We start from the raw sequence: 17,511 nt of genomic DNA, 5'->3' as shown, positions 1-17,511 counted from the left end.
TACTGTCGGGGTGGCGGGATTTGAACCCACGACCTCTTCGTCCCGAACGAAGCGCGCTGCCAAGCTGCGCTACACCCCGGCGCACGCCCGTCGTGTGCGTGCTTGAAGAAGTCTAGCCCACTTCCGGGATGGTTGTGACCGCCTTCAGCGCCGGGGAACCAGGGTCAGCAAAGTCGCCTCCGGGAAGCAGGCGAAGCGGGCCGGGGCGTACGGGGAGGTGCCGAGGCCGGCCGAGACGTGCAGCCAGGCGCCGTCGTGGCGGCTCAGGCCCTTCACCCTGGCCCGGTCGATGCCGCAGTTGGTCACCAGGGCGCCGTAGAACGGGACGCAGAGCTGGCCGCCGTGGGTGTGGCCGGCGAGCAGGAGCTCGTAGCCGTCGGCCGCGAAGAGGGACATGTTGCGCGGCTCGGGCGAGTGCATGACGCCCAGCCGCAGGTCGGCGTCGGAGGGCGCCGGGCCCGCCACGAGGTCGTAGCGGTCACGGGAGATGTGGGAGTCGTGGATGCCCGCCACGGCGACGTCGAGGTCGCCCACCTTGATGCGGGCGGTGGTGTTGTTCATGTCGAGCCAACCCTCCGCCGCCATGCCCGCCCCGAGCTCCTCCCACGGCAGGGACGGCACGTGCTGGCGGCGCTCGTTCTTGGACGTACGCCACAGGTAGCGGGCCGGGTTCTTCGGCTTGGGGGCGTAGAGGTCGTTGGAGCCGTACACGAACAGGCCGGGACGCGACAGCAGCGGCTCCAGGGCGTGCAGGAGCGACGGGACGGCGTCCGGGTGGGCGATCGAGTCGCCGGTGTTGACCACCAGGTCGGGCTCCAGGGAGCCCAGGGAGCGCACCCAGTTGATCAGCATCGAACGGCTCGGCGTCAGATGCAGGTCGGACAGGTGGAGGATGCGCACGGGACGCTGCCCGCGCTCCAGCACGGGTACGTCGAAGCGGCGCAGGCGGAACCAGTTGCGCTCCACCACGGAGGCGTAGGTCAGCCCGGCCAGGCCGAGGCCGAACACGGACAGGGGCACTGCGACGGCTTTCCTCACCCCTTCATGATGCCCGACATCGGGCGGGAGACGACCGTGGCGGTCCGGACAGGCGGCAAGATGGAGCGCATGAGCGCATTGAAGGACAAGCTGAAGGCCGATCTGACGGCCTCGCTGAAGAGCCGGGACGAGGTACGCCTCCGGACCATCCGGATGGCACTGGCCGCGGTGAACGTCGAAGAGGTCGCCGGCAAGGAAGCCAGGGAGCTGACCGACGACGAGGTCATCAAGGTCCTCACCAAGGAGGCCAAGAAGCGGCGCGAGGCGGCGGAGGCGTTCGGCAACGCGGGGCGCGCCGAGCAGGCGCAGGCCGAGCTCGACGAGCAGAAGGTGCTGGAGGAGTACCTGCCGGCGCAGCTGTCCGACGAGGAGCTGGCCGTGCTGGTCGACGCCGCCATCGCCGAGACCGGGGCATCGGGCCCGCAGGCCATGGGTCAGGTCATGAAGGCCGTCAACCCGAAGGTCGCCGGTCGCGCCGAGGGTGGCCGCGTCGCCGCCGCCGTACGCGCCCGCCTCGCGGCCGAGTAACACCGACCGGCCGCCTCCCCGGCTCACGCCGCAGCTTTGACCGGCGGGCCGTGATCGGGCGGATCTCTGTGCGGTTCCGCCGATCCGGACCTCCGAGGCCTCCGCCCCTGATGGGCGGGGGCCTCAGCGCTTTACGGGCCCGTCTCCGGGCCGCGAAGGCGCGGGAGAGGGCCCGGCCGGTCCACCGGACTCCCGGAAGGCCCACAAGCGCCCGCAGGCCCGCAGAGGCCCCTGGAGGGTCAGTCGTCGTTGCCGGCGGGGCCGGCGTCACCGGCCCCGCGACCGTTCCCCCGGCCGTTGCCCGGGCCGTCGCCAGCCCGCCCGTTGCCCCAGTCACCCCGGTCGTCGCCGCCGCCGTCGTCGTCGCGGTCGAACCAGTCGAACGGATCGCGCGGCCCGTCGTCGCGCCGCTCCTTGGGCGGCTTGGGCGCGCAGTTGTCGGTGCAGCCGCCGAAGCGCGACCGGTCGACCGGCGTGAAGTCGGTCGGCTCGACCCCCTTGAGGGCGTCCAGCATGGAGTCCTTCCAGATGCGCCCCGAGATCGACGCCCCGTACACGTACGAGTAGTACCGCCCGCCGATCGTGACCCCGATCAGCTTGTGGGCCGAGGTGCCGCGCGGGTCGCCCAGGCTCACGGCCGACGCCAGGTTCGGCGTGTAACCGGCGAACCAGGCGGACATGTAGTTGTCGGTCGTGCCGGTCTTGCCGGCCGCGTCACGCCCGATGCCGCCGACCTCGGTCATGGTGCCCTTGGTGAACACCCCGGACAGGATGCCGTTGACGGCGTCGGCGACCTTCTCGTCCAGCACCTGGGAGCACTTCGGCTTGTACTGCTTGACCTTGCCGTAGCGGTCGGTGATCTCGGTGATGGCCAGCGGCTTGCAGTATTCGCCGCGGGCGGCGAAGACCGCGTATGAGCTGGCGATCGTGACGGGGTCGACCTCGTTGACGCCGAGCGTGAAGGTCTCGACCTCCGACAGCTTCTGCCCGTCGGCCCGCTTGACGCCGAGCTTCTTGGCCATCTTGACGACGTCGCAGAGCCCGACCTCCTCCTGCAGCTTGACGAAGAAGGTGTTCACCGAGCCCCAGGTGCCGGTCTCGAGCGTCTTGAAGCCGCCGCCGCCCTCGCTGGAGTTGCGCACGGTGTGGGACGGGTCGCCGACGTTCTGGCCCTTGCAGTTCTTGAACGCGCTGTAGCCGCTGGCCTGGTAACCCGCGGGGGAGGGGAAGCCGTCGCCGTACTTCAAGCCCTCTTCGAGCGCGGCGGCCAGTGTGTAGACCTTGGCCGTCGAGCCCTGCTGGAACCCGCGGCCGCCGCCGTGCGCGCCGTCGGCCACGATGTTGTAGCTCATCTCGTTCTTGCTCTTGCTCCGGCCGTACTTCCGGGAGGCGGCCATGGCCTTGATCTCACCGGTGCCGGGCACGACCATGGCCTGCGAGGCCACGGGCTTGTCCTTGGCGCTGACGTACTTCCTGATCGCCTGCTCGGCGGCGGCCTGCATCTTGGGCTCGATCGTGGTCTTGATCCTCAGACCGCCCCGCTCCAGGAGCTCCCTGCGCTCCTCCTGGTTCTTGCCGAAGTCCTCGTTGTTGAGGATCTCGTACTGGACGTAGAGGCAGAAGTACGGATATTCGCTCTCCTCGCACCCGCCGGGAGCCTCGATGTCCTTGAAGCCGAGCTTCTTCGTCTTGGCCTCGGCCGCCTCCTGCGGCTTGATCATCTTGAGCTCGGCCATGCGGTCGAGCACGACGTTGCGCCGCTCCAGCAGCCGCTCACGTGAGTCAGGGCCGACGTTGGGGTCGGTGCGGGCGGGGTTCTGGACGGCGCCGGCGAGCGTGGCGGCCTCGACGAGGTTGAGCTCGGAGGCCGGCTTGTCGAAGAAGCGCTTGGCCGCCGCCTGGATGCCATGGGCGCCCGCGCCGAAGTAGGCGATGTTCAGATATTTCTCAAGGATCTGGTCCTTGGTGTACTTCTTCTCGACCGCCATGGCGTGGCGCAGCTCCGACAGCTTGCGCGAGACCGTGGGCGCGATCGCCGCGGCCTGCTCCTCCGGCGTCTTGGCCTTGTTGAGCAGAACCTGCTTGACGTACTGCTGGGTGATCGAGGAACCGCCCTGCGTGACGCCGCCGCTCGTCAGATTCTTGACGAGCGCTCTTGCCGTTCCTTCCACATCGATGGGCCCGTGCTGGTAGAAACGGTAGTCCTCGATGGCGATCAGGGCTGTGCGCATGATGGGGGCGACCTTGTCCAGCGTGACCGACTGCCGGTTCTCGAAGTAGAACTGGCCGATCTGGTCACCGTTGGCGTCGTAGAGCCGGGTGACCTCCGACAGCGGAGGCTCCTCCAGCTCCTCGGGCTTGAGGTTGAGCCCTTCGACGGCGCTCTTCGTGGAGATCCCCGCTCCACCGATCGCGGGCAGCGCCACGGCGGCGGTGAGCACGCCGGCCGCTGCTCCCGCGGTGATCAGGCGCAGGATGTTGAGTACCGGGTTGGAGCGGTCTTTGCCCTGGGCTTGCACACCCCTAAGGGTACGTCGAAAGACTGACCTAATCGGTAGCACGACACCATTTCGCCTTGACTGGCGGGGGTGACTAGTCATTCCCGGTCAAGACTGCCGCGAGAAATTGGTCCTCTGGGGTCTGTCGGTCCGAAGGGTCGGTTGCGTACGTTCTCCCTGCGGCAACTGAATACGGAGGCTCGGCGCCCGCGCCCGTCGGCCCCAAATGACGACTGACCACCTAAGGGGAGTGGGGTCGAAAAATGTGGATCACGGATTGGACCTCCCGTGCCGCCTGCAAGGGTGCGGATCCGGATGCCCTGTTCGTGCAGGGCGCCGCGCAGAACAGAGCGAAACTCATCTGCCGGGGTTGCCCGGTCCGTACCGAGTGCCTCGCCGATGCGCTGGACAACCGCATCGAGTTCGGGGTGTGGGGCGGTATGACCGAACGCGAAAGGCGTGCGCTGCTGCGCAGACGGCCCGACGTGGACTCGTGGCGCGACCTGCTCGAGTCGGCCAAGGAAGAGTACGAACGGACCAACGAGCTGATCGCGGGCTGATCCCGGATCGGCGACCGCGTACGGCCGGCGCCGCCCGCCGGCCGTACCTCTATGCGGTCGCCAGCAGGTTCCCGATCCGGCGCAGCCCCGCCAGATCGTGGACGTCCTCGGACATGGCGCGGACCTGCACCACGGGCACCGTGGGGTGGGCCGAGACGAAATGCTCCTGTTCGCGGCTCTCACGGGCCGCGAGCTGCATCCGCCCGGCGTGCAGCCGCAGCACGGCGGCGGTGAGCTCGTGCTCGCCCCTCGATTCCAGGTCTTCCGCGGCGGCGGCGCTGCGGGCGGCCGACAGCGCCGAGGCCGGAGAGGTGTGCACGCGGTTGACCACCAGGCCGGCCAACGGCATACGCTCCTCGGCCAGGCGTTCCACGAAGTAGGACGCCTCACGCATCGCGTCCCGCTCGGGCGCGGCCACCACGAGGAAGGCCGTGCCGGGCGCCTGCAGCAGCCGGTACGTCGCCTCGGCCCGCTGCCGGAACCCGCCGAACACCGCGTCGAGCGCGGACACGAACGTCTGCAGGTCCTTGATGACCTGCGCGCCGAGCAGCTTCGTCATCGCCCCGGCCATCAACCCGAACCCGGCGTTGAGCAGCCGGAACGCGCTGCGCCCACCGGCCTTGGCCGGGGCGGTCAGCAGCCTGATGAACCTGCCGTCGAGGAAGCGTCCGAGTCGCTCGGGAGCGTCGAGGAAGTCGAGCGCCGAGCGCGAGGGCGGCGTGTCCACGATGATCAGGTCCCACTCGTCGGAGCGGCGCAGCTGGCCGAGCTTCTCCATGGCCATGTACTCCTGCGTGCCGGAGAAGCTCGACGAAAGGGACTGGTAGAAGGGGTTCGACAGGATCTGCCGGGCCCGCTCCGGGTCGGCGTGCGCCTCGATGATCTCGTCGAACGTGCGCTTCATGTCGAGCATCATCGCGTAGAGCCGGCCGTCGCCGTCGGGCGAGCCGACCAGGCGCGGGGTGTTGTCGAGCTCCGTCAGGCCCATCGACTGGGCCAGGCGCCGGGCCGGGTCGACGGTCAGCACGACCGCGCACCGGCCGCGCTCGGCGGCCCGCAGGCCGAGCGCCGCGGCGGTCGTGGTCTTGCCGACGCCGCCGGAGCCGCAGCACACGATGATGCGGGTGCCCCGATCGTCGAGGATCGCGTCGATGTCGAGTACGGCGGGCTTCTTCACGCTGCTCCCTGGGTGCGCATGGACTCGGCCAGCTCGTACAGGCCGGCCAGGTCGACGCCGTCGGCCAGCAACGGCAGCTCGTACGTCGTCAGGCCCGCTTCGGCCAGCGATTCGCGTTCGGTGCTTTCGAGGCGGGTGCGGCGGGCGTGTTCCACGATCTCTTCGGCGAGCGCCTCGGCCATTGAAGTGGCCTGGGCGCCGTCGATCACTCCCGCCGCCTTGAGCCCGAGAGTGAGCTCCGCGACGTCGAGCCGGCCTTTGACAGCCGAGTCAAGTGCGGCCTGGGGAAGGAGGGATTCGCGCACCATGTTGATGAATATGCCACCGGCGGGAAGACCGGCGGCGCGCAATTCGGTGACGCCGTCGAGCGTCTCCTGCACCGGCATCTCCTCCAGCAGGGTGACGAAGTGCACGGCGGTCTCCGGCGACTTCACGACGCCGCTGACCAGGTCGGAGTGGTTCTTGATCGGGCCGACCTTGGCCAGGCCCGCCACTTCCTTGGTGACGTTCAGGAAACGGGTGATGCGGCCCGTGGGCGGGGCGTCGAGGACGACCGCGTCGTAGACCCTGCGGCCGTTCCTGCCGCGCCGGCGTACGGCCTCGGTCGTCTTGCCGGTGACGAGCACGTCGCGGAAGCCGGGCGCGACGGTGGTGGCGAAATCGACGACGCCCATCTTGGTCAGCGCGCGACCCGCGCGGCGCATCCCGTAGAACATCTCCATGTACTCGAGCATGGCCTCCTCGGGGTCGATGGCCAGCGCGTACACGTCACCGCCCGACGGGGCCACCGCGATCTTGCGCTCTTCGTACGGCAGCGGCGGCAGGTCGAAGATCTGCGCGATGCCCTGCCGGCCTTCCACCTCCACCAGCAGCACCTTGCGGCCGCCCGAGGCCAGCGCAAGGGCCAGGGCGGCGGCGACCGTCGTCTTGCCGGTGCCGCCCTTGCCGGTGACGACGTGCAGTCGTACGTCGGCCCAATCCGTGTCCGGAGAGTCCACGCTTCGAGGCTACCGAAGCGTCACTTGCCGAAAGCCGACGACCACCCATTGAGATTGCTCACACTCTGCTGCGCCACGTATGGCGGCGCCGACAGGCTGCGGGTCTCAGCGCCTATGGTGCGCCGCGTTCAGCGGTGCAGCACAGGCTGCGGGTCTCAGCGCCTATCGTGATCCCCATGAAGAAATGGGAGTACCTCACCGCCCCGCTGCTGATCCACAACACGAAGATGATCCTGGACAACTTCGGCGCCGACGGCTGGGAGCTCGTGCAGATCGTGCAGGGCGCCACGCCCGAGCAGCTCGTCGCCTACTTCAAGCGGGAGAAGCAGTGACCACCACCCCTGAAGAGAGGCTCACGGAGCTCGGCCTGACGCTGCCCGAGGTGGTGGCCCCGCTGGCGGCCTACGTGCCGGCCGTGCGCACCGGCGACCTCGTCTACACCTCGGGCCAGCTGCCCATGGTGGAGGGCAAGCTGGCGCTGACCGGCAAGCTGGGTGCCGAGGTGACCACCGAGCAGGGCGCCGAGCTGGCCCGCGTCTGCGCGCTCAACGCGCTCGCCGCGGTCAAGGCCGAGGTCGGCGATCTGGCGAGGGTCGTGCGCGTCGTCAAGGTCGTGGTGTTCGTGGCCAGCGACCCCGCCTTCACCGACCAGCCGAAGGTCGGCAACGGCGCCAGCGAGCTGCTCGTCCAGGCGCTGGGCGACGTGGTGGGCAAGCACGCGCGCAGCGCCGTGGGTGTGGCCTCCCTGCCGCTGGACGCGCCCGTCGAAGTGGAACTGATCGCCGAAGTCGACTGAACGGGCATATGTCACCATGACCGAGTGATGTTCTAGAGGAGGTCATGTGACTGGTCTGCCACTTCCAGCCGAGCTCGCCGCGCGGGCCCGGGACGTCCTCGCCGGACGCGTCCAGCCGGTGCCCGCGCGCGACGCCGCCACGGTGGTGCTGTTGCGCCCGGGCCCTCAGGTCTATTTGCTCCGGCGCAAGTCCACGATGGCCTTCGCCGCGGGCGCGTACGTCTTCCCCGGCGGTTCCGTCGACGTGCGCGACGCCGACCAGGCGGTCGCCTGGGCCGGGCCGTCGCCCGCGGAGTGGGGCGCGGCCTTCAACACCGACGAGCGGCTCGCCCGGGGCCTGGTGTGCGCGGCCGTACGCGAGACGTTCGAGGAGTCCGGCGTGCTGCTGGCCGGGCCGGGGCCCGGCTCGGTGGTGGCCGACACGACGGGCGACGACTGGGAGGCCGACCGGCTGGCGCTGATCGACCGGAGCCTCGCCTTCGCCGACTTCCTGGCCAGGCGCGGGCTCGTGCTCCGCGCCGACCTGCTCAAGCCCTGGGCCCACTGGATCACGCCGGAGATCGAGACCAGGCGCTTCGACACGCGCTTCTTCGTCGCCGTGCTGCCCGAGGGCCAGCGCACCCGCGACGTGGGCGGGGAGGCCGACCGGGTGGTCTGGCAGCGCCCGGCCGAGGCGCTGGAGCTGGCCCGCCGGGGGGAGATCTTCCTCATGCCGCCGACCCACCGCACGCTGAGCGAGCTGTCGCAGTACGACGGCGTGGGCGGGGTCCTGGCCGCGCCGCGCGAGATCGTCACGATCATGCCGCGCGCGGTGGAGATCGAGGGCGAGATGCGGCTGGTGACGGCATGAGCGGCCTGTACATCCCGGTCGGCACGCCGGACGGGTCGCGTACCGACCACGCCGAGAACCTGCTCGCGCCGAACCCCTCCGCGATGACCCTCGACGGCACCAACACGTGGGTGATAGGCGCCGGCGACGAGGTCGTCGTGGTCGATCCGGGGCCCGACGACGAGTCTCACCTGCTGCGCGTACGCGACCATCTCGGTGCGCGCCGTGTCACCGAGGTCCTGCTCACCCACGGCCACATCGATCACAGCGGCGGCGCCCGGCGTTTCGCCGAGCTGGTGAAGGCGCCCGTCCGCGCTCTCGACCCGCGCCACCGGCTGGGCGGCGAGGGGCTGGACGACGGCGACGTGGTGAGCGCGGGCGGCCTGGAGCTGCACGTGTACGCGACGCCGGGCCACTCGTTCGACTCGTTGTGCTTCTGGATCCCGCAGGACCGGGCGATGCTGACCGGCGACACCGTGCTCGGCAGAGGCACCACGATTGTCGCCCGCGACGGCGGCCTGGCCGACTACCTGCGCAGCCTCGACCGGCTCAGGGCGGCGGCGGAGAGCCTGGAGGCGCGGGCGCTGCTGCCAGGGCACGGCCCCGTGCTGCCCGACCCGATCGGCGCGCTCGACGGCTACATCGCCCACCGGCGCGAGCGCCTCGACCAGATCAGGGCCGCCCGCGCCAGGGGCGCGCGCACGCCGCGCGAGATCGTCAAGATGGTGTACGCCGACGTCGACCGCTCACTCTGGCCGGCCGCCGAGATGTCGGTGGCGGCCCAGCTCGACTACCTGGACCGGTTGTAGAGCCGGTCGATGTCGAGGATGACCACGGCCTTGGCCTCGATGCGCAGCCAGCCGCGCTGGGCGAAGTCGGCCAGCGCCTTGTTGACCGTCTCGCGGGAGGCGCCGACGAGCTGCGCCAGCTCCTCCTGGGTGAGGTCGTGGTGGACCCGCAGGCCGTCGTCGGCCTTGGTGCCGAAGCGCTCGGCGAGGTCGAGCAGCTGCTTGGCGACCCGGCCGGGCACGTCGGTGAACACCAGGTCGGCCAGCACGTCGTTGGTGCGGCGCAGGCGCTGGGCGAGCGCGCGCAGCAGGTGGAGTGCGACCTCGGGGCGGCCGGTGAGCCACGGCCGCAGGTCGTCGTGGCCGAGCCCGGCCAGGCGCACCTCGGTCAGGGCCGTGGCCGTCGCCGTACGCGGTCGCGGGTCGAACAACGACAGCTCGCCGAACATCTCGCTCGGCCCGAGCACGCTGAGGAGGTTCTCGCGCCCGTCGGGGGAGGTGCGGGACAGCTTGATCTTGCCCTCCAGCACGACGTAGAGGCGGTCGCCCGTCTCGTTCTCGTGGAAGAGCGTCTGCCCCTTGGACAGCTGGACCTCGGTGATGCTCGTCCGCAGCGCCGCGGCGCTCTCGCGGTCGAGCGCGGCGAACAGGGGGGCCTTGCCCAGCACGTCTTCGGTGTTCACTCTGCCTCCTCTGCTGCCCATTGTGACTCACCCCACTCCGGGCGGCACACAAACAGATTATGGGAATGCCGGAGTGGTCTGGTCTTGTCCAGGCACGCTGAGGTGCGTGAAGTCCATGGGGAAAGGTACCTGATGCGGCGGTTCGTTCCGTCCGCGGTCCCCTGGAAGCTCAGCCCGCGCGGGACAGCAGGTCGTCCACCGAGGCCATCGCCGCCGCGACCGACCGGCCGAGCAGGACGCGCACCAGGTCAGCGGCCCTCGGACGGGACGCGGCGCTGGGGTGGCGGCAGCGCTCCACGGCGATCCGCAGCACGGGCGGCAGCACCCGCACGTCGCCGTCCGCGGCGCCCGTGGCCGCGAAGACCACCAGATCGGCCCAGGCCCGTACGTCGTCCGCGGGCTCACCGGCGGACGCGCAGCCGACGAGCACCTGGCCGCCGGGCCCGAGCGCCACCTCGTCGGGGCGGAGCCGTACCCCCGAGGTCGTGTGGACCGTCGTGTGGAGCATGGCCGCCGCGCACCGCACGGCCACCCGGTGCAGCGCCGGGCCGCGCAGCGGTCCGCCCATCCGGACGAACTCCGCCAGCGTCGAACTTCCCATGACAACCCCCTTCGGTGGTGTCAGGTTGTACGCGGACCAGGCCGTCCCGGGTTCAACCGTTCGCGGAAGCTTCTACGCTGGCGGCATGGCGACGAAAGCGGCGGGGGGCAGGCAGGAGACCCGGCTCGCACTGGTGCGACGGGCCCGCAAGATGAACCGCGTCCTCGCGGAGACCTACCCGGACGCCCATTGCGAGCTCGACTTCGGCAACCCGCTGGAGTTGCTGGTCGCGACCATCCTCTCGGCCCAGTGCACCGACAAACGGGTCAACATGGTGACCCCGATCCTGTTCGCGAAATATCCGACGGTCGAGGAGTACGCGAGCGCCGACCGGTCCGAGATGGAAGAGATCATCCGCTCGACCGGCTTCTTCCGCGCGAAGACCAACAGCATCATCGGCATGGCGCAGGCGATCTGCGAGCGCTACGGCGGCGAGGTGCCGGGCAAGCTGAAAGACCTGGTCAGCCTGCCCGGCGTGGGCCGCAAGACGGCCAACGTGGTGCTGGGCAACGCCTTCGACGTCCCCGGCCTGACCGTCGACACCCACTTCCAGCGCCTCGTACGCCGTTTCGGCTGGACCGAGGAGACCGACCCCGTCAAGATCGAGCACGTCGTGGGGGAGCTGCTGCCCCGGCGCGAGTGGACGATCTTCTCCCACCGGGTCATCTGGCACGGCCGCCGCATCTGCCACGCCCGCAGGCCCGCGTGCGGCGTGTGCCCGCTGGCCGCCCTGTGCCCCTCGTACGGCGCCGGCCCGACCGACCCCGGGCAGGCCGCCAAGCTCGTCAGGTCCGGGCCCTTCTCCTGATGCCGGGAAGTGATCGAGCACTCGTCGTGTTGGAGGTTTCGTGACCCAAGTGCCCGACTGGCTCGAACGTCTGGCGGCGCAGGCGCAACAGGCCAAGGTCCCCCGCTACCTGCTTCCCCCCGCCGACGGCGGCAGGGAGGCGGCGGTGCTGATGTTGTTCGGCGAGGGCCCGTTAGGGCCTGACGTGCTGCTGATCCAGCGCAGCACGCGCGGACGTCGCCACCCCGGGCAGCCGGCCTTCCCGGGAGGCGGCGTCGATCCCGGCGACGGCGGGCCGGTCGGCGCCGCGCTGCGCGAGGCGGAGGAGGAGACCGGGGTCGATCCGGCCGGCGTCCACGTGCTCTGCACGATGCCGGAGCTCTACCTCAACCACAGCGACAACCGCGTCACGCCCGTGGTGGCCTGGTGGCGCGTCCCGTCGGCGGTGCACGCGGCCTCGCCCGACGAGGTCGACTCCGTCGAGCGGGTGCCGATCGCCGAGCTGGTCGATCCCGGCAACCGCATCATGCTGCGCCACCCGAGCGGCATGGCGGGCCCGGCGTTCCGGGTGCGCGGGATGGTGGTGTGGGGGTTCACGGCGATGGTGCTCGACTCGGTGCTGCGCGCGGCCGGGCTGGAGCGCCCGTGGGACACCGCCAGGGTCGAGCAGCTGCCGCCCGACATACTCGGGCTGGCCTCCCGCTCCTAGCGAGCGGCCCACAGCGCCACGCCGAGCGAGGCCCAGCCCGCCACGTCGGCGTCGTCGTCGGCCGCCAGCGCGCGCAGCGTCTCCAGGCCCGCCCGGTCGGGCGGATCGCCCAGAACGTGCTGCAACGCGTACGCGGCGCCGTACCGGACTCTGGGGTCGTCGTGGCCGGCCAGGTCGATCACCGACGGCAGCGAGCGCGGGTCGGCCAGGTGGCCGAACGCGATCAGCACCGAGTAGAGCACCATCGCGTCGTCCTCGCTGGCGGCCAGGTAGCGCAGCACCGGCAGCGTACGGTCGGAGAAGGCGTGGAGCATGCCCATGATGTCGACGCCGAGCAGCCGCTCATCGACGGTTTCCGCCGCGCAGAGCCGGCGCGCCTCGATGAACGACTCGAGATCGCCGCGCTGGCGGAGCGTGGAGATCACATGCCAGCGCAGCGGCCCGTCGGGGTCGGTGTCGCTCAGAGCCGCCCGGATGAGTTCGCGCACTGTTCCCTCGGCCCCCGGCATACCGCCCAAGATAGTCAGGCGGGTGACGCCGTCCTGATCGAAGACGTGCACGCTTGACTCTATCGCTGGCTACCTTTGAAGCGTGCGCGGTGATCTGCTTGACCTCATTCTGATCGCCCTGGTGATCGCCTTCGGCATCTCCGGATATCGGCAGGGCTTCATCATCGGGGTGATGAGCTTCGTGGGGTTCGTCGGCGGGGCCGTGCTGGGGGTGTTCATCGCGCCCCCGATCACGAACGCCGTCGTCGAGGGCGACACACCCCAGGCGCTGCTCGCCATCGTGATCGTCTTCCTGTCCGCGACGGTCGGCCAGTTCGCCTCCTCGACGCTCGGGGCGGTGGTGCGCAGCCACGTCACGTGGGAGCCGGCCAAGGTGGCCGACGCGATCGGCGGCACGTTCGCCAGCGCGCTGTCGGTGCTGGTGATCGCGTGGCTGATCGGCTCGCTGGTCGTCTCCAGCACCTTCACCCCGCTCGTCGACCAGGTGAAGAACTCCGCGCTGCTCACGACGGTCGACGAGGCCCTGCCGCAGGCCGCCCGCAACTGGCAGCAGCCGTTCAAGAAGTTCATCGACCGCTCGGAGTTCCCGCCGGTCTTCGACGCGATCGGGGCCGGTCACCTCATCGACGTGCCGCCGCCCGACCAGAGCGTGCTGCAGGGGGCCAAGCTGGCCCGCGCCCGGCGCGGCATCGTCAAGGTGCAGGGCAACGCCGACAGCTGCAACAAGCACATCGAGGGCACCGGCTTCGTCTACGCGCCCGGCCGCATCATGACCAACGCCCACGTGGTCGCGGGCGTCAACCGCGACCTGCAGGTCATCGACTCCACCAACACCCGCCACTCGGCCGTGGTGGTGCGCTACAACCCGCGGCGCGACATCGCCGTCCTGTACGTGCCTGGGCTCGACCTGCCGCAGCTGCCGTTCGACGCCGAGGCCGAGCGCGGTGACAACGCGATCGTGGCCGGCTTCCCCAAGGGCCGGGGGTTCACCGCCGCGCCCGCCCGCATCGGCGGCCAGCTCACCGCCGAGGGCCCCGACATCTACCGCGCGAACACCGTCCGGCGCGAGGTCTACGCGATCCGCGGCGAGGTGCTGCCCGGCAACTCCGGCGGGCCGCTGCTCACCGTCGACGGCCGGGTCTACGGCGTGATCTTCGCCGCCGCGATCAACGAGGAGCAGACCGGCTACGTCCTGACGGCCGACGAGGTCGCCCCCGACGCCGCCGCGGGCCGCAACGACACCACGCCGGCCAGCACGCAGGACTGCGACTGACGGCTCCCCAGAGCGACGAGCCTCGTTTCGCTCGCCTCAATGTGATAGCTTCTCACAATGTGATAGGTAATCACATGGAGGAGTGGCCCATGAAGGCGCGCAGACTCGGCACCACCGACATCGAGATCAGCCCCGTCGGACTGGGATGCATGCAGTTCTCCGGCACCGGGAACGTGACACGGCTGATGATCAGGCCCATCGACGAGGCCGCCGCCGCCGCGGTGGTGCGGGCCGCGCTAGACGGCGGCATCACCTGGTTCGACACGGCCGAGATGTACGGCGCGGGCGACTCGGAGGAAGTCCTGGCCGCCGCGCTCAAGAAGTGCGGCGTCGCGCCCGGCCAGGTCGCCGTCGCCACCAAGTGGGCCCCGCTGGGGCGCACGGCCGCCAGCATCACCCGCACCATCGGCGACCGCCTCGCCCACCTCGGCGGCTACCCCGTCGACCTGCACCAGATCCACATGCCGACGGGGTCGCTGTCGAGCCTGACCGCCCAGCTGCGGGCCATGGCCGCGCTGGCCAGGGCGGGCAAGGTCAGGGCGGTCGGGGTGAGCAACTTCTCCGCCCGCCAGATGCTGCTCGCCCACCGGGTGCTCGCCGCCGAGGGCGTCGCGCTGGCCGCCAATCAGGTCAGGATCAGCCTGCTGCACCGCGACATCGAGCGCGACGGCGTCCTGGAGACCGCCCGCCGGCTGGGCGTCACGCTGATCGCGTACTCGCCGCTCGACGGCGGGCTGCTCACCGGGCGCTACCACGACGACCCCAAGCTCGCCCGTACGGCGCCGGTGATGCGCAGGGTCTTCGGCCGCCGCGACCTGAGCACGCGCGGCCTCGCGCGTACGGCGCCGCTGATCGACGCCATGCGGCGGATCGCCTCCGGCTACGGCGTCACGGTCGGGCAGGTGGCGCTCAACTGGGTCGTCACCCGCTACGGCGACACGGTCGTGGCCATCCCCGGCGCCTCCAAGCCCCGCCAGGCGGCCGAGGCGGCGGGCGCGATGGGCTTCACGCTCACCGAGGCGGAGGCTGGAAAGCTCGACGAGCTGTCACGCTAACCTGAGGCCGTGCCCCGGACCACCAGACGCGACCGCTACCACCACGGCGACCTGCGGGCCGCGCTCATCGACACCGCGATGGAGCTGATCGCCGAGCAGGGGGTGCAGGGCTTCTCGCTGGCGGAGGCGAGCAGGCGGCTCGGGGTCGCCGTCAGCGCCCCCTACCGCCACTTCGCCGACCGCGACGAGCTGCTGCTCGCGGTCGGCGTACGCGCGGGCGAGCTGCTCGCCACGGCCGTCTCGGCCGAGATCGGCGGCGACTCCCACGAGGCCCGGCTGGTAGCGGTGGCCAGGGGATACGTCCGCTTCGCCGCCCGGCGCCGGGCGTTGTTCGAGGCACTGTTCGGCACGCTGATGCCGGTGGGCGAGCCGGAGTTCGAGCGCGCCACCCAGCCGGTGAAGGAGGTCTTCCAGACGGCCGCGACCGCCCTGGCGGGCGGCGACCCGGTGGCCGCCGAGTCGCTGGGGTCCGCCGTGGCCGCCGTCGCACACGGGTACGCCGGGCTGCTCCACCTGGGCATGCTCGGCGTGGAAGACGACGCCGTGGAGCTGGCGGTGGCGCGGGCCGAAGCCGCCACCCGGGCGCTGATCGCGGGCCGGTCGGCGCTGACCTAACCGGGGAGCTTGGCCAGGATCAGGGCGATGGCCTCGCCGGGATCGGTGTCCTGGGTGAGCGTCGAGGCCGCCTTGCCGACGCCGTCGTACGCTCCGCCGTACGACTGGGCCTTGGCGGCGCCGCGACTGAAGAGGGTCACGGCCCCGCGCCCGTTGCCGCGCTGCAGGTGGGTCAGGCCGACGCAGATCTGCGCGAGACCCTGCCACAGCTCGCGCTCGTCGTCGGGGGCGCATTTCCAACGGCCCTCGAACACCTCGTGGGCGTTGAAGGGCAGGCCGTCGCCGAGGAACCGGCGGCCGTCGGCGAGAGCCTGCTCGGTGGTCGGCGCGTAGTCGTCGGGGACGCGGGCGACGCCGGGGGAGCCGTACGGGAGCGGGCGGCCGAAGGTGTCGCGGGGCCGGGCGTTGCGCGGCCTGCCCTCGGGGTCGCGGTCTCTCATCGGTCGAGCTCCGGATCGTTGAGCCAGCCGAGCAGCTCGGTGTCGAACACGTCGGCAACCTCCTCGTGCGGGAAGTGGCCGGCCCCCTCCATCAGCCTCCACCGGTACGGGGCCGCCACATAACGGCTCGAACCGATGGCCGTGCGCGGCAGGACCACCGGGTCGAGCGCCCCGTGCACCTGCAGGGTCGGAGCCTCGACCGGTGTGCGCATCGCCCTGGCGTAGCGCCGGCCGTCGGGTCGAAGCTGAGAACGGCCGAACCAGCGGTGGTATTCCAGCGCCGAGTGCGCCACGGCAGGGATGCGGAACGCCTCGCGGTAGGTGCGCGACTCGTCGGGCGCGGGCCAGCCGGGCCGGGAGCGTTCGTCCAGCAACCTGCCGACCAGGGCCGCGTCGTGGCGGGTGAGGCGGCGTTCGGGCAGCAGGGGAAGCTGGAACCCGATCGCCCGGCGGCTCGCCTTCAGCTGCCCGAACGGGTCGGCCACCAGCGACCTGCGCACCCGCAGCGGATGCGGGGCCGACACGACGACCAGCCGGTGGACGCACTTGGGGTCGAGCACGGCCATCGTCCAGGCCAGCAGGCCGCCCCAATCGTGCCCCACGACGGTCGCGCACGTCTCGCCCAGCGCCCTGATCAGTCCGGTCGCGTCGGCGGCCAGCGTGGGCAGGTCGTAGCCGCGCGGCGGCTTGTCACTGCCGCCGTAGCCGCGCAGGTCGGCCGCCACCGCCCGGTATCCGGCCCCGGCCAGGGACGTCAGCTGGTGGCGCCAGGTCCACCAGAACTGCGGGAACCCGTGCAGCAGCAGCACCAGCGGGCCCTCGCCGGCCTCGACGATGTGGAAGCGGGTGCCGCCGGCGTGCACCGCGCGGTGCGTCCAAGGGCCCTCGACCTGGACGACGGACTCGTCAGGCGCCATCACGGGTCACCGGCTCGCGGTCTGGGCCGCGCGCGGGCACGACCTCACCGTCAGGGGTGGCGATCTCCTTCAACCCCTTGATCGACCGGGCGGTGCGCTTCATCCCGGCCAGGCCCTTCAGCCGCCGCACCCCGAGGAACACCGCCAGACCCGCGGCCAGCAGGTAGATGACCGTCACGATGAGGAAGGCCAGCCAGTGGGGCATCACCTGGGCCAGCGCGTACGCGATCGCGAACGAGGCGAGGATCAGGCACAGATGGGCCATGAACGCGGCGGCGGCGAACATCCCGGCCGCCGTGCCGACCCGTTTGGCGTCGAACCTGAACTCGGCCTTGGCCAGCTCGATCTCGGAGCGGACCAGGGACGAGATGTGGCTGGTCGCCTCGGCGACCAGCGAGCCCAGGGAGTCTTCCTCGGGAGTCTGCGGCATGAAACGTCTCCTATCGGGGCCGGGTGGCCGTGTCAAACATCATCCAGCGCCCTGGCGACGCCTGCGTACCCGTGTGCCGGCACCGCCCGGTCCCCGGGGCGGGTGCGATGTCCGACAGTCTCGCCAGGCCGGGCCGTGATGACGGCCAGGCGCCGCCGAACACGCCGGGGAGTTTCCTGGCGAGCACGGGTCCCGTTCCAGAACTACCCGATCGGACAAGATAGCGCCCGGGTGTGATCCCCGAACGTCTTGGTTCCCCTCTCCCCGAACGGCGAGAGCG

At 71.0% G+C, this 17,511-nt stretch carries 21 protein-coding genes and 1 tRNA gene; 11 read left to right on the top strand and 11 right to left on the bottom strand.

From position 1 onward, the window contains the following. Positions 1–5: 5 nt before the first annotated feature. Positions 6–79 (bottom strand) — tRNA-Pro (locus ACIBP6_RS42045). A gap of 65 nt (positions 80–144) precedes the next feature. Continuing rightward, entirely contained in the window at positions 145–1,038 is an 894-nt protein-coding gene (locus tag ACIBP6_RS42040) for a metallophosphoesterase (protein WP_397060188.1), read from the bottom strand. 69 nt (positions 1,039–1,107) lie between these two features. Between ACIBP6_RS42040 and ACIBP6_RS42035 the strand changes: the two genes are divergently transcribed. Further along, positions 1,108–1,566, top strand: coding sequence for a GatB/YqeY domain-containing protein (locus ACIBP6_RS42035; protein ID WP_397060186.1), 459 nt, complete (start codon positions 1,108–1,110; stop codon positions 1,564–1,566). Between the two features lie 239 nt (positions 1,567–1,805). Here ACIBP6_RS42035 and ACIBP6_RS42030 read toward each other — a convergent pair whose 3' ends face one another. Beyond that, entirely contained in the window at positions 1,806–4,085 is a 2,280-nt protein-coding gene (locus ACIBP6_RS42030; protein WP_397060184.1) for a transglycosylase domain-containing protein, read from the bottom strand. Between the two features lie 242 nt (positions 4,086–4,327). On the opposite strand from ACIBP6_RS42030, the gene ACIBP6_RS42025 reads away from it, so the two are divergent. Then, positions 4,328–4,624, top strand: coding sequence for a WhiB family transcriptional regulator (locus tag ACIBP6_RS42025; RefSeq protein WP_090771382.1), 297 nt, complete (start codon positions 4,328–4,330; stop codon positions 4,622–4,624). A gap of 49 nt (positions 4,625–4,673) precedes the next feature. Here ACIBP6_RS42025 and ACIBP6_RS42020 read toward each other — a convergent pair whose 3' ends face one another. Beyond that, entirely contained in the window at positions 4,674–5,801 is a 1,128-nt protein-coding gene (locus tag ACIBP6_RS42020) for an ArsA family ATPase (RefSeq protein WP_132612460.1), read from the bottom strand. Further along, a complete protein-coding gene (locus tag ACIBP6_RS42015) occupies positions 5,798–6,799 on the bottom strand; it encodes an ArsA-related P-loop ATPase (RefSeq protein ID WP_132612462.1) in 1,002 nt (333 codons plus the stop codon). Before ACIBP6_RS42015 ends, ACIBP6_RS42020 begins: the two co-directional genes overlap by 4 nt. 176 nt (positions 6,800–6,975) lie before the next feature. On the opposite strand from ACIBP6_RS42015, the gene ACIBP6_RS42010 reads away from it, so the two are divergent. Genes ACIBP6_RS42010 through ACIBP6_RS41995 form a run of 4 tightly spaced genes read left to right on the top strand, consistent with a single transcriptional unit; the run spans position 6,976 to position 9,233 of the window. After that, entirely contained in the window at positions 6,976–7,131 is a 156-nt protein-coding gene (locus tag ACIBP6_RS42010) for a DUF4177 domain-containing protein (protein WP_132612464.1), read from the top strand. Beyond that, entirely contained in the window at positions 7,128–7,595 is a 468-nt protein-coding gene (locus ACIBP6_RS42005) for a RidA family protein (RefSeq protein WP_397060181.1), read from the top strand. Before ACIBP6_RS42010 ends, ACIBP6_RS42005 begins: the two co-directional genes overlap by 4 nt. Before the next feature lie 55 nt (positions 7,596–7,650). After that, positions 7,651–8,445 (top strand): NUDIX hydrolase, encoded by a 795-nt coding sequence (locus ACIBP6_RS42000; protein ID WP_397060294.1) that lies wholly within the window; start codon positions 7,651–7,653, stop codon positions 8,443–8,445. Then, the gene (locus ACIBP6_RS41995; RefSeq protein WP_397060179.1) at positions 8,442–9,233 is read left to right on the top strand and encodes an MBL fold metallo-hydrolase; all 792 of its coding nucleotides are present in this window, start codon (positions 8,442–8,444) and stop codon (positions 9,231–9,233) included. Before ACIBP6_RS42000 ends, ACIBP6_RS41995 begins: the two co-directional genes overlap by 4 nt. On the opposite strand, the gene ACIBP6_RS41990 is transcribed toward ACIBP6_RS41995, so the two are convergent. Beyond that, on the bottom strand, positions 9,215–9,916 hold the full coding sequence (locus tag ACIBP6_RS41990) for a Crp/Fnr family transcriptional regulator (RefSeq protein WP_397060178.1): 702 nt from the start codon (positions 9,914–9,916) through the stop codon (positions 9,215–9,217). The genes ACIBP6_RS41995 and ACIBP6_RS41990 overlap by 19 nt on opposite strands. A 148-nt stretch (positions 9,917–10,064) precedes the next feature. Next, on the bottom strand, positions 10,065–10,496 hold the full coding sequence (locus ACIBP6_RS41985; protein ID WP_397060177.1) for a hypothetical protein: 432 nt from the start codon (positions 10,494–10,496) through the stop codon (positions 10,065–10,067). A gap of 85 nt (positions 10,497–10,581) precedes the next feature. Between ACIBP6_RS41985 and nth the strand changes: the two genes are divergently transcribed. Both nth and ACIBP6_RS41975 read left to right on the top strand, forming a co-directional pair. Further along, positions 10,582–11,304 carry an endonuclease III gene (gene nth / locus ACIBP6_RS41980; RefSeq protein WP_397060175.1) on the top strand — a complete coding sequence of 241 codons (723 nt, stop codon included), beginning with the start codon at positions 10,582–10,584 and terminating at the stop codon, positions 11,302–11,304. Positions 11,305–11,344: 40 nt separating this feature from the next. Next, positions 11,345–11,992, top strand: a complete 648-nt coding sequence (locus ACIBP6_RS41975) for an NUDIX hydrolase (RefSeq protein ID WP_397060173.1) — start codon at positions 11,345–11,347, stop codon at positions 11,990–11,992. Here the strand turns inward: ACIBP6_RS41975 and ACIBP6_RS41970 are convergent. Beyond that, positions 11,989–12,501, bottom strand: a complete 513-nt coding sequence (locus ACIBP6_RS41970) for a HEAT repeat domain-containing protein (protein ID WP_397060171.1) — start codon at positions 12,499–12,501, stop codon at positions 11,989–11,991. The genes ACIBP6_RS41975 and ACIBP6_RS41970 overlap by 4 nt on opposite strands. An 82-nt stretch (positions 12,502–12,583) precedes the next feature. Here ACIBP6_RS41970 and ACIBP6_RS41965 point away from each other — a divergent pair, with 82 nt between their 5' ends. From ACIBP6_RS41965 to ACIBP6_RS41955, 3 genes are all read left to right on the top strand, one after another. Continuing rightward, the gene (locus ACIBP6_RS41965; protein ID WP_397060169.1) at positions 12,584–13,774 is read left to right on the top strand and encodes a MarP family serine protease; all 1,191 of its coding nucleotides are present in this window, start codon (positions 12,584–12,586) and stop codon (positions 13,772–13,774) included. 89 nt (positions 13,775–13,863) lie between these two features. Continuing rightward, a complete protein-coding gene (locus ACIBP6_RS41960; RefSeq protein WP_397060168.1) occupies positions 13,864–14,829 on the top strand; it encodes an aldo/keto reductase in 966 nt (321 codons plus the stop codon). Between the two features lie 9 nt (positions 14,830–14,838). Further along, the gene (locus ACIBP6_RS41955) at positions 14,839–15,444 is read left to right on the top strand and encodes a TetR/AcrR family transcriptional regulator (RefSeq protein ID WP_397060166.1); all 606 of its coding nucleotides are present in this window, start codon (positions 14,839–14,841) and stop codon (positions 15,442–15,444) included. On the opposite strand, the gene ACIBP6_RS41950 is transcribed toward ACIBP6_RS41955, so the two are convergent. From ACIBP6_RS41950 to ACIBP6_RS41940, 3 genes are read right to left on the bottom strand one after another with little or no spacing between them, the layout of a single operon-like run. Continuing rightward, positions 15,441–15,884: a DUF309 domain-containing protein gene (locus ACIBP6_RS41950; protein ID WP_397060165.1), complete on the bottom strand. Its 444-nt coding sequence runs from the start codon at positions 15,882–15,884 to the stop codon at positions 15,441–15,443. The two genes, ACIBP6_RS41955 and ACIBP6_RS41950, sit on opposite strands and share 4 nt — an antisense overlap. Further along, the gene (locus ACIBP6_RS41945; RefSeq protein ID WP_397060163.1) at positions 15,881–16,801 is read right to left on the bottom strand and encodes an alpha/beta fold hydrolase; all 921 of its coding nucleotides are present in this window, start codon (positions 16,799–16,801) and stop codon (positions 15,881–15,883) included. Before ACIBP6_RS41945 ends, ACIBP6_RS41950 begins: the two co-directional genes overlap by 4 nt. Beyond that, positions 16,791–17,231 (bottom strand): phage holin family protein, encoded by a 441-nt coding sequence (locus ACIBP6_RS41940; protein ID WP_397060162.1) that lies wholly within the window; start codon positions 17,229–17,231, stop codon positions 16,791–16,793. The genes ACIBP6_RS41945 and ACIBP6_RS41940 overlap by 11 nt, the downstream gene beginning before the upstream one ends. Positions 17,232–17,511 lie beyond the last annotated feature (280 nt).

It is taken from the genome of Nonomuraea terrae, assembly GCF_044465245.1.
Lineage (GTDB): Bacteria > Actinomycetota > Actinomycetes > Streptosporangiales > Streptosporangiaceae > Nonomuraea > Nonomuraea terrae.
The sequence above is the reverse complement of the archived record's forward strand: the minus strand, read 5'-3'. Positions and strand labels throughout refer to the sequence as shown.

Bases quoted from the DNA above. Each gene is read 5' to 3' on its own strand.
- ACIBP6_RS42035 (WP_397060186.1), top strand. From the start codon at position 1,108: ATGAGCGCATTGAAGGACAAGCTGAAGGCCGATCTGACGGCCTCGCTG.
- ACIBP6_RS42025 (WP_090771382.1), top strand. From the start codon at position 4,328: ATGTGGATCACGGATTGGACCTCCCGTGCCGCCTGCAAGGGTGCGGAT.
- ACIBP6_RS42010 (WP_132612464.1), top strand. From the start codon at position 6,976: ATGAAGAAATGGGAGTACCTCACCGCCCCGCTGCTGATCCACAACACG.
- ACIBP6_RS41995 (WP_397060179.1), top strand. From the start codon at position 8,442: ATGAGCGGCCTGTACATCCCGGTCGGCACGCCGGACGGGTCGCGTACC.
- ACIBP6_RS41990 (WP_397060178.1), bottom strand. From the start codon at position 9,916: ATGGGCAGCAGAGGAGGCAGAGTGAACACCGAAGACGTGCTGGGCAAG.
- ACIBP6_RS41985 (WP_397060177.1), bottom strand. From the start codon at position 10,496: ATGGGAAGTTCGACGCTGGCGGAGTTCGTCCGGATGGGCGGACCGCTG.
- nth (WP_397060175.1), top strand. From the start codon at position 10,582: ATGGCGACGAAAGCGGCGGGGGGCAGGCAGGAGACCCGGCTCGCACTG.
- ACIBP6_RS41970 (WP_397060171.1), bottom strand. From the start codon at position 12,501: ATGCCGGGGGCCGAGGGAACAGTGCGCGAACTCATCCGGGCGGCTCTG.
- ACIBP6_RS41960 (WP_397060168.1), top strand. From the start codon at position 13,864: ATGAAGGCGCGCAGACTCGGCACCACCGACATCGAGATCAGCCCCGTC.
- ACIBP6_RS41950 (WP_397060165.1), bottom strand. From the start codon at position 15,884: ATGAGAGACCGCGACCCCGAGGGCAGGCCGCGCAACGCCCGGCCCCGC.
- ACIBP6_RS41945 (WP_397060163.1), bottom strand. From the start codon at position 16,801: ATGGCGCCTGACGAGTCCGTCGTCCAGGTCGAGGGCCCTTGGACGCAC.
- ACIBP6_RS41940 (WP_397060162.1), bottom strand. From the start codon at position 17,231: ATGCCGCAGACTCCCGAGGAAGACTCCCTGGGCTCGCTGGTCGCCGAG.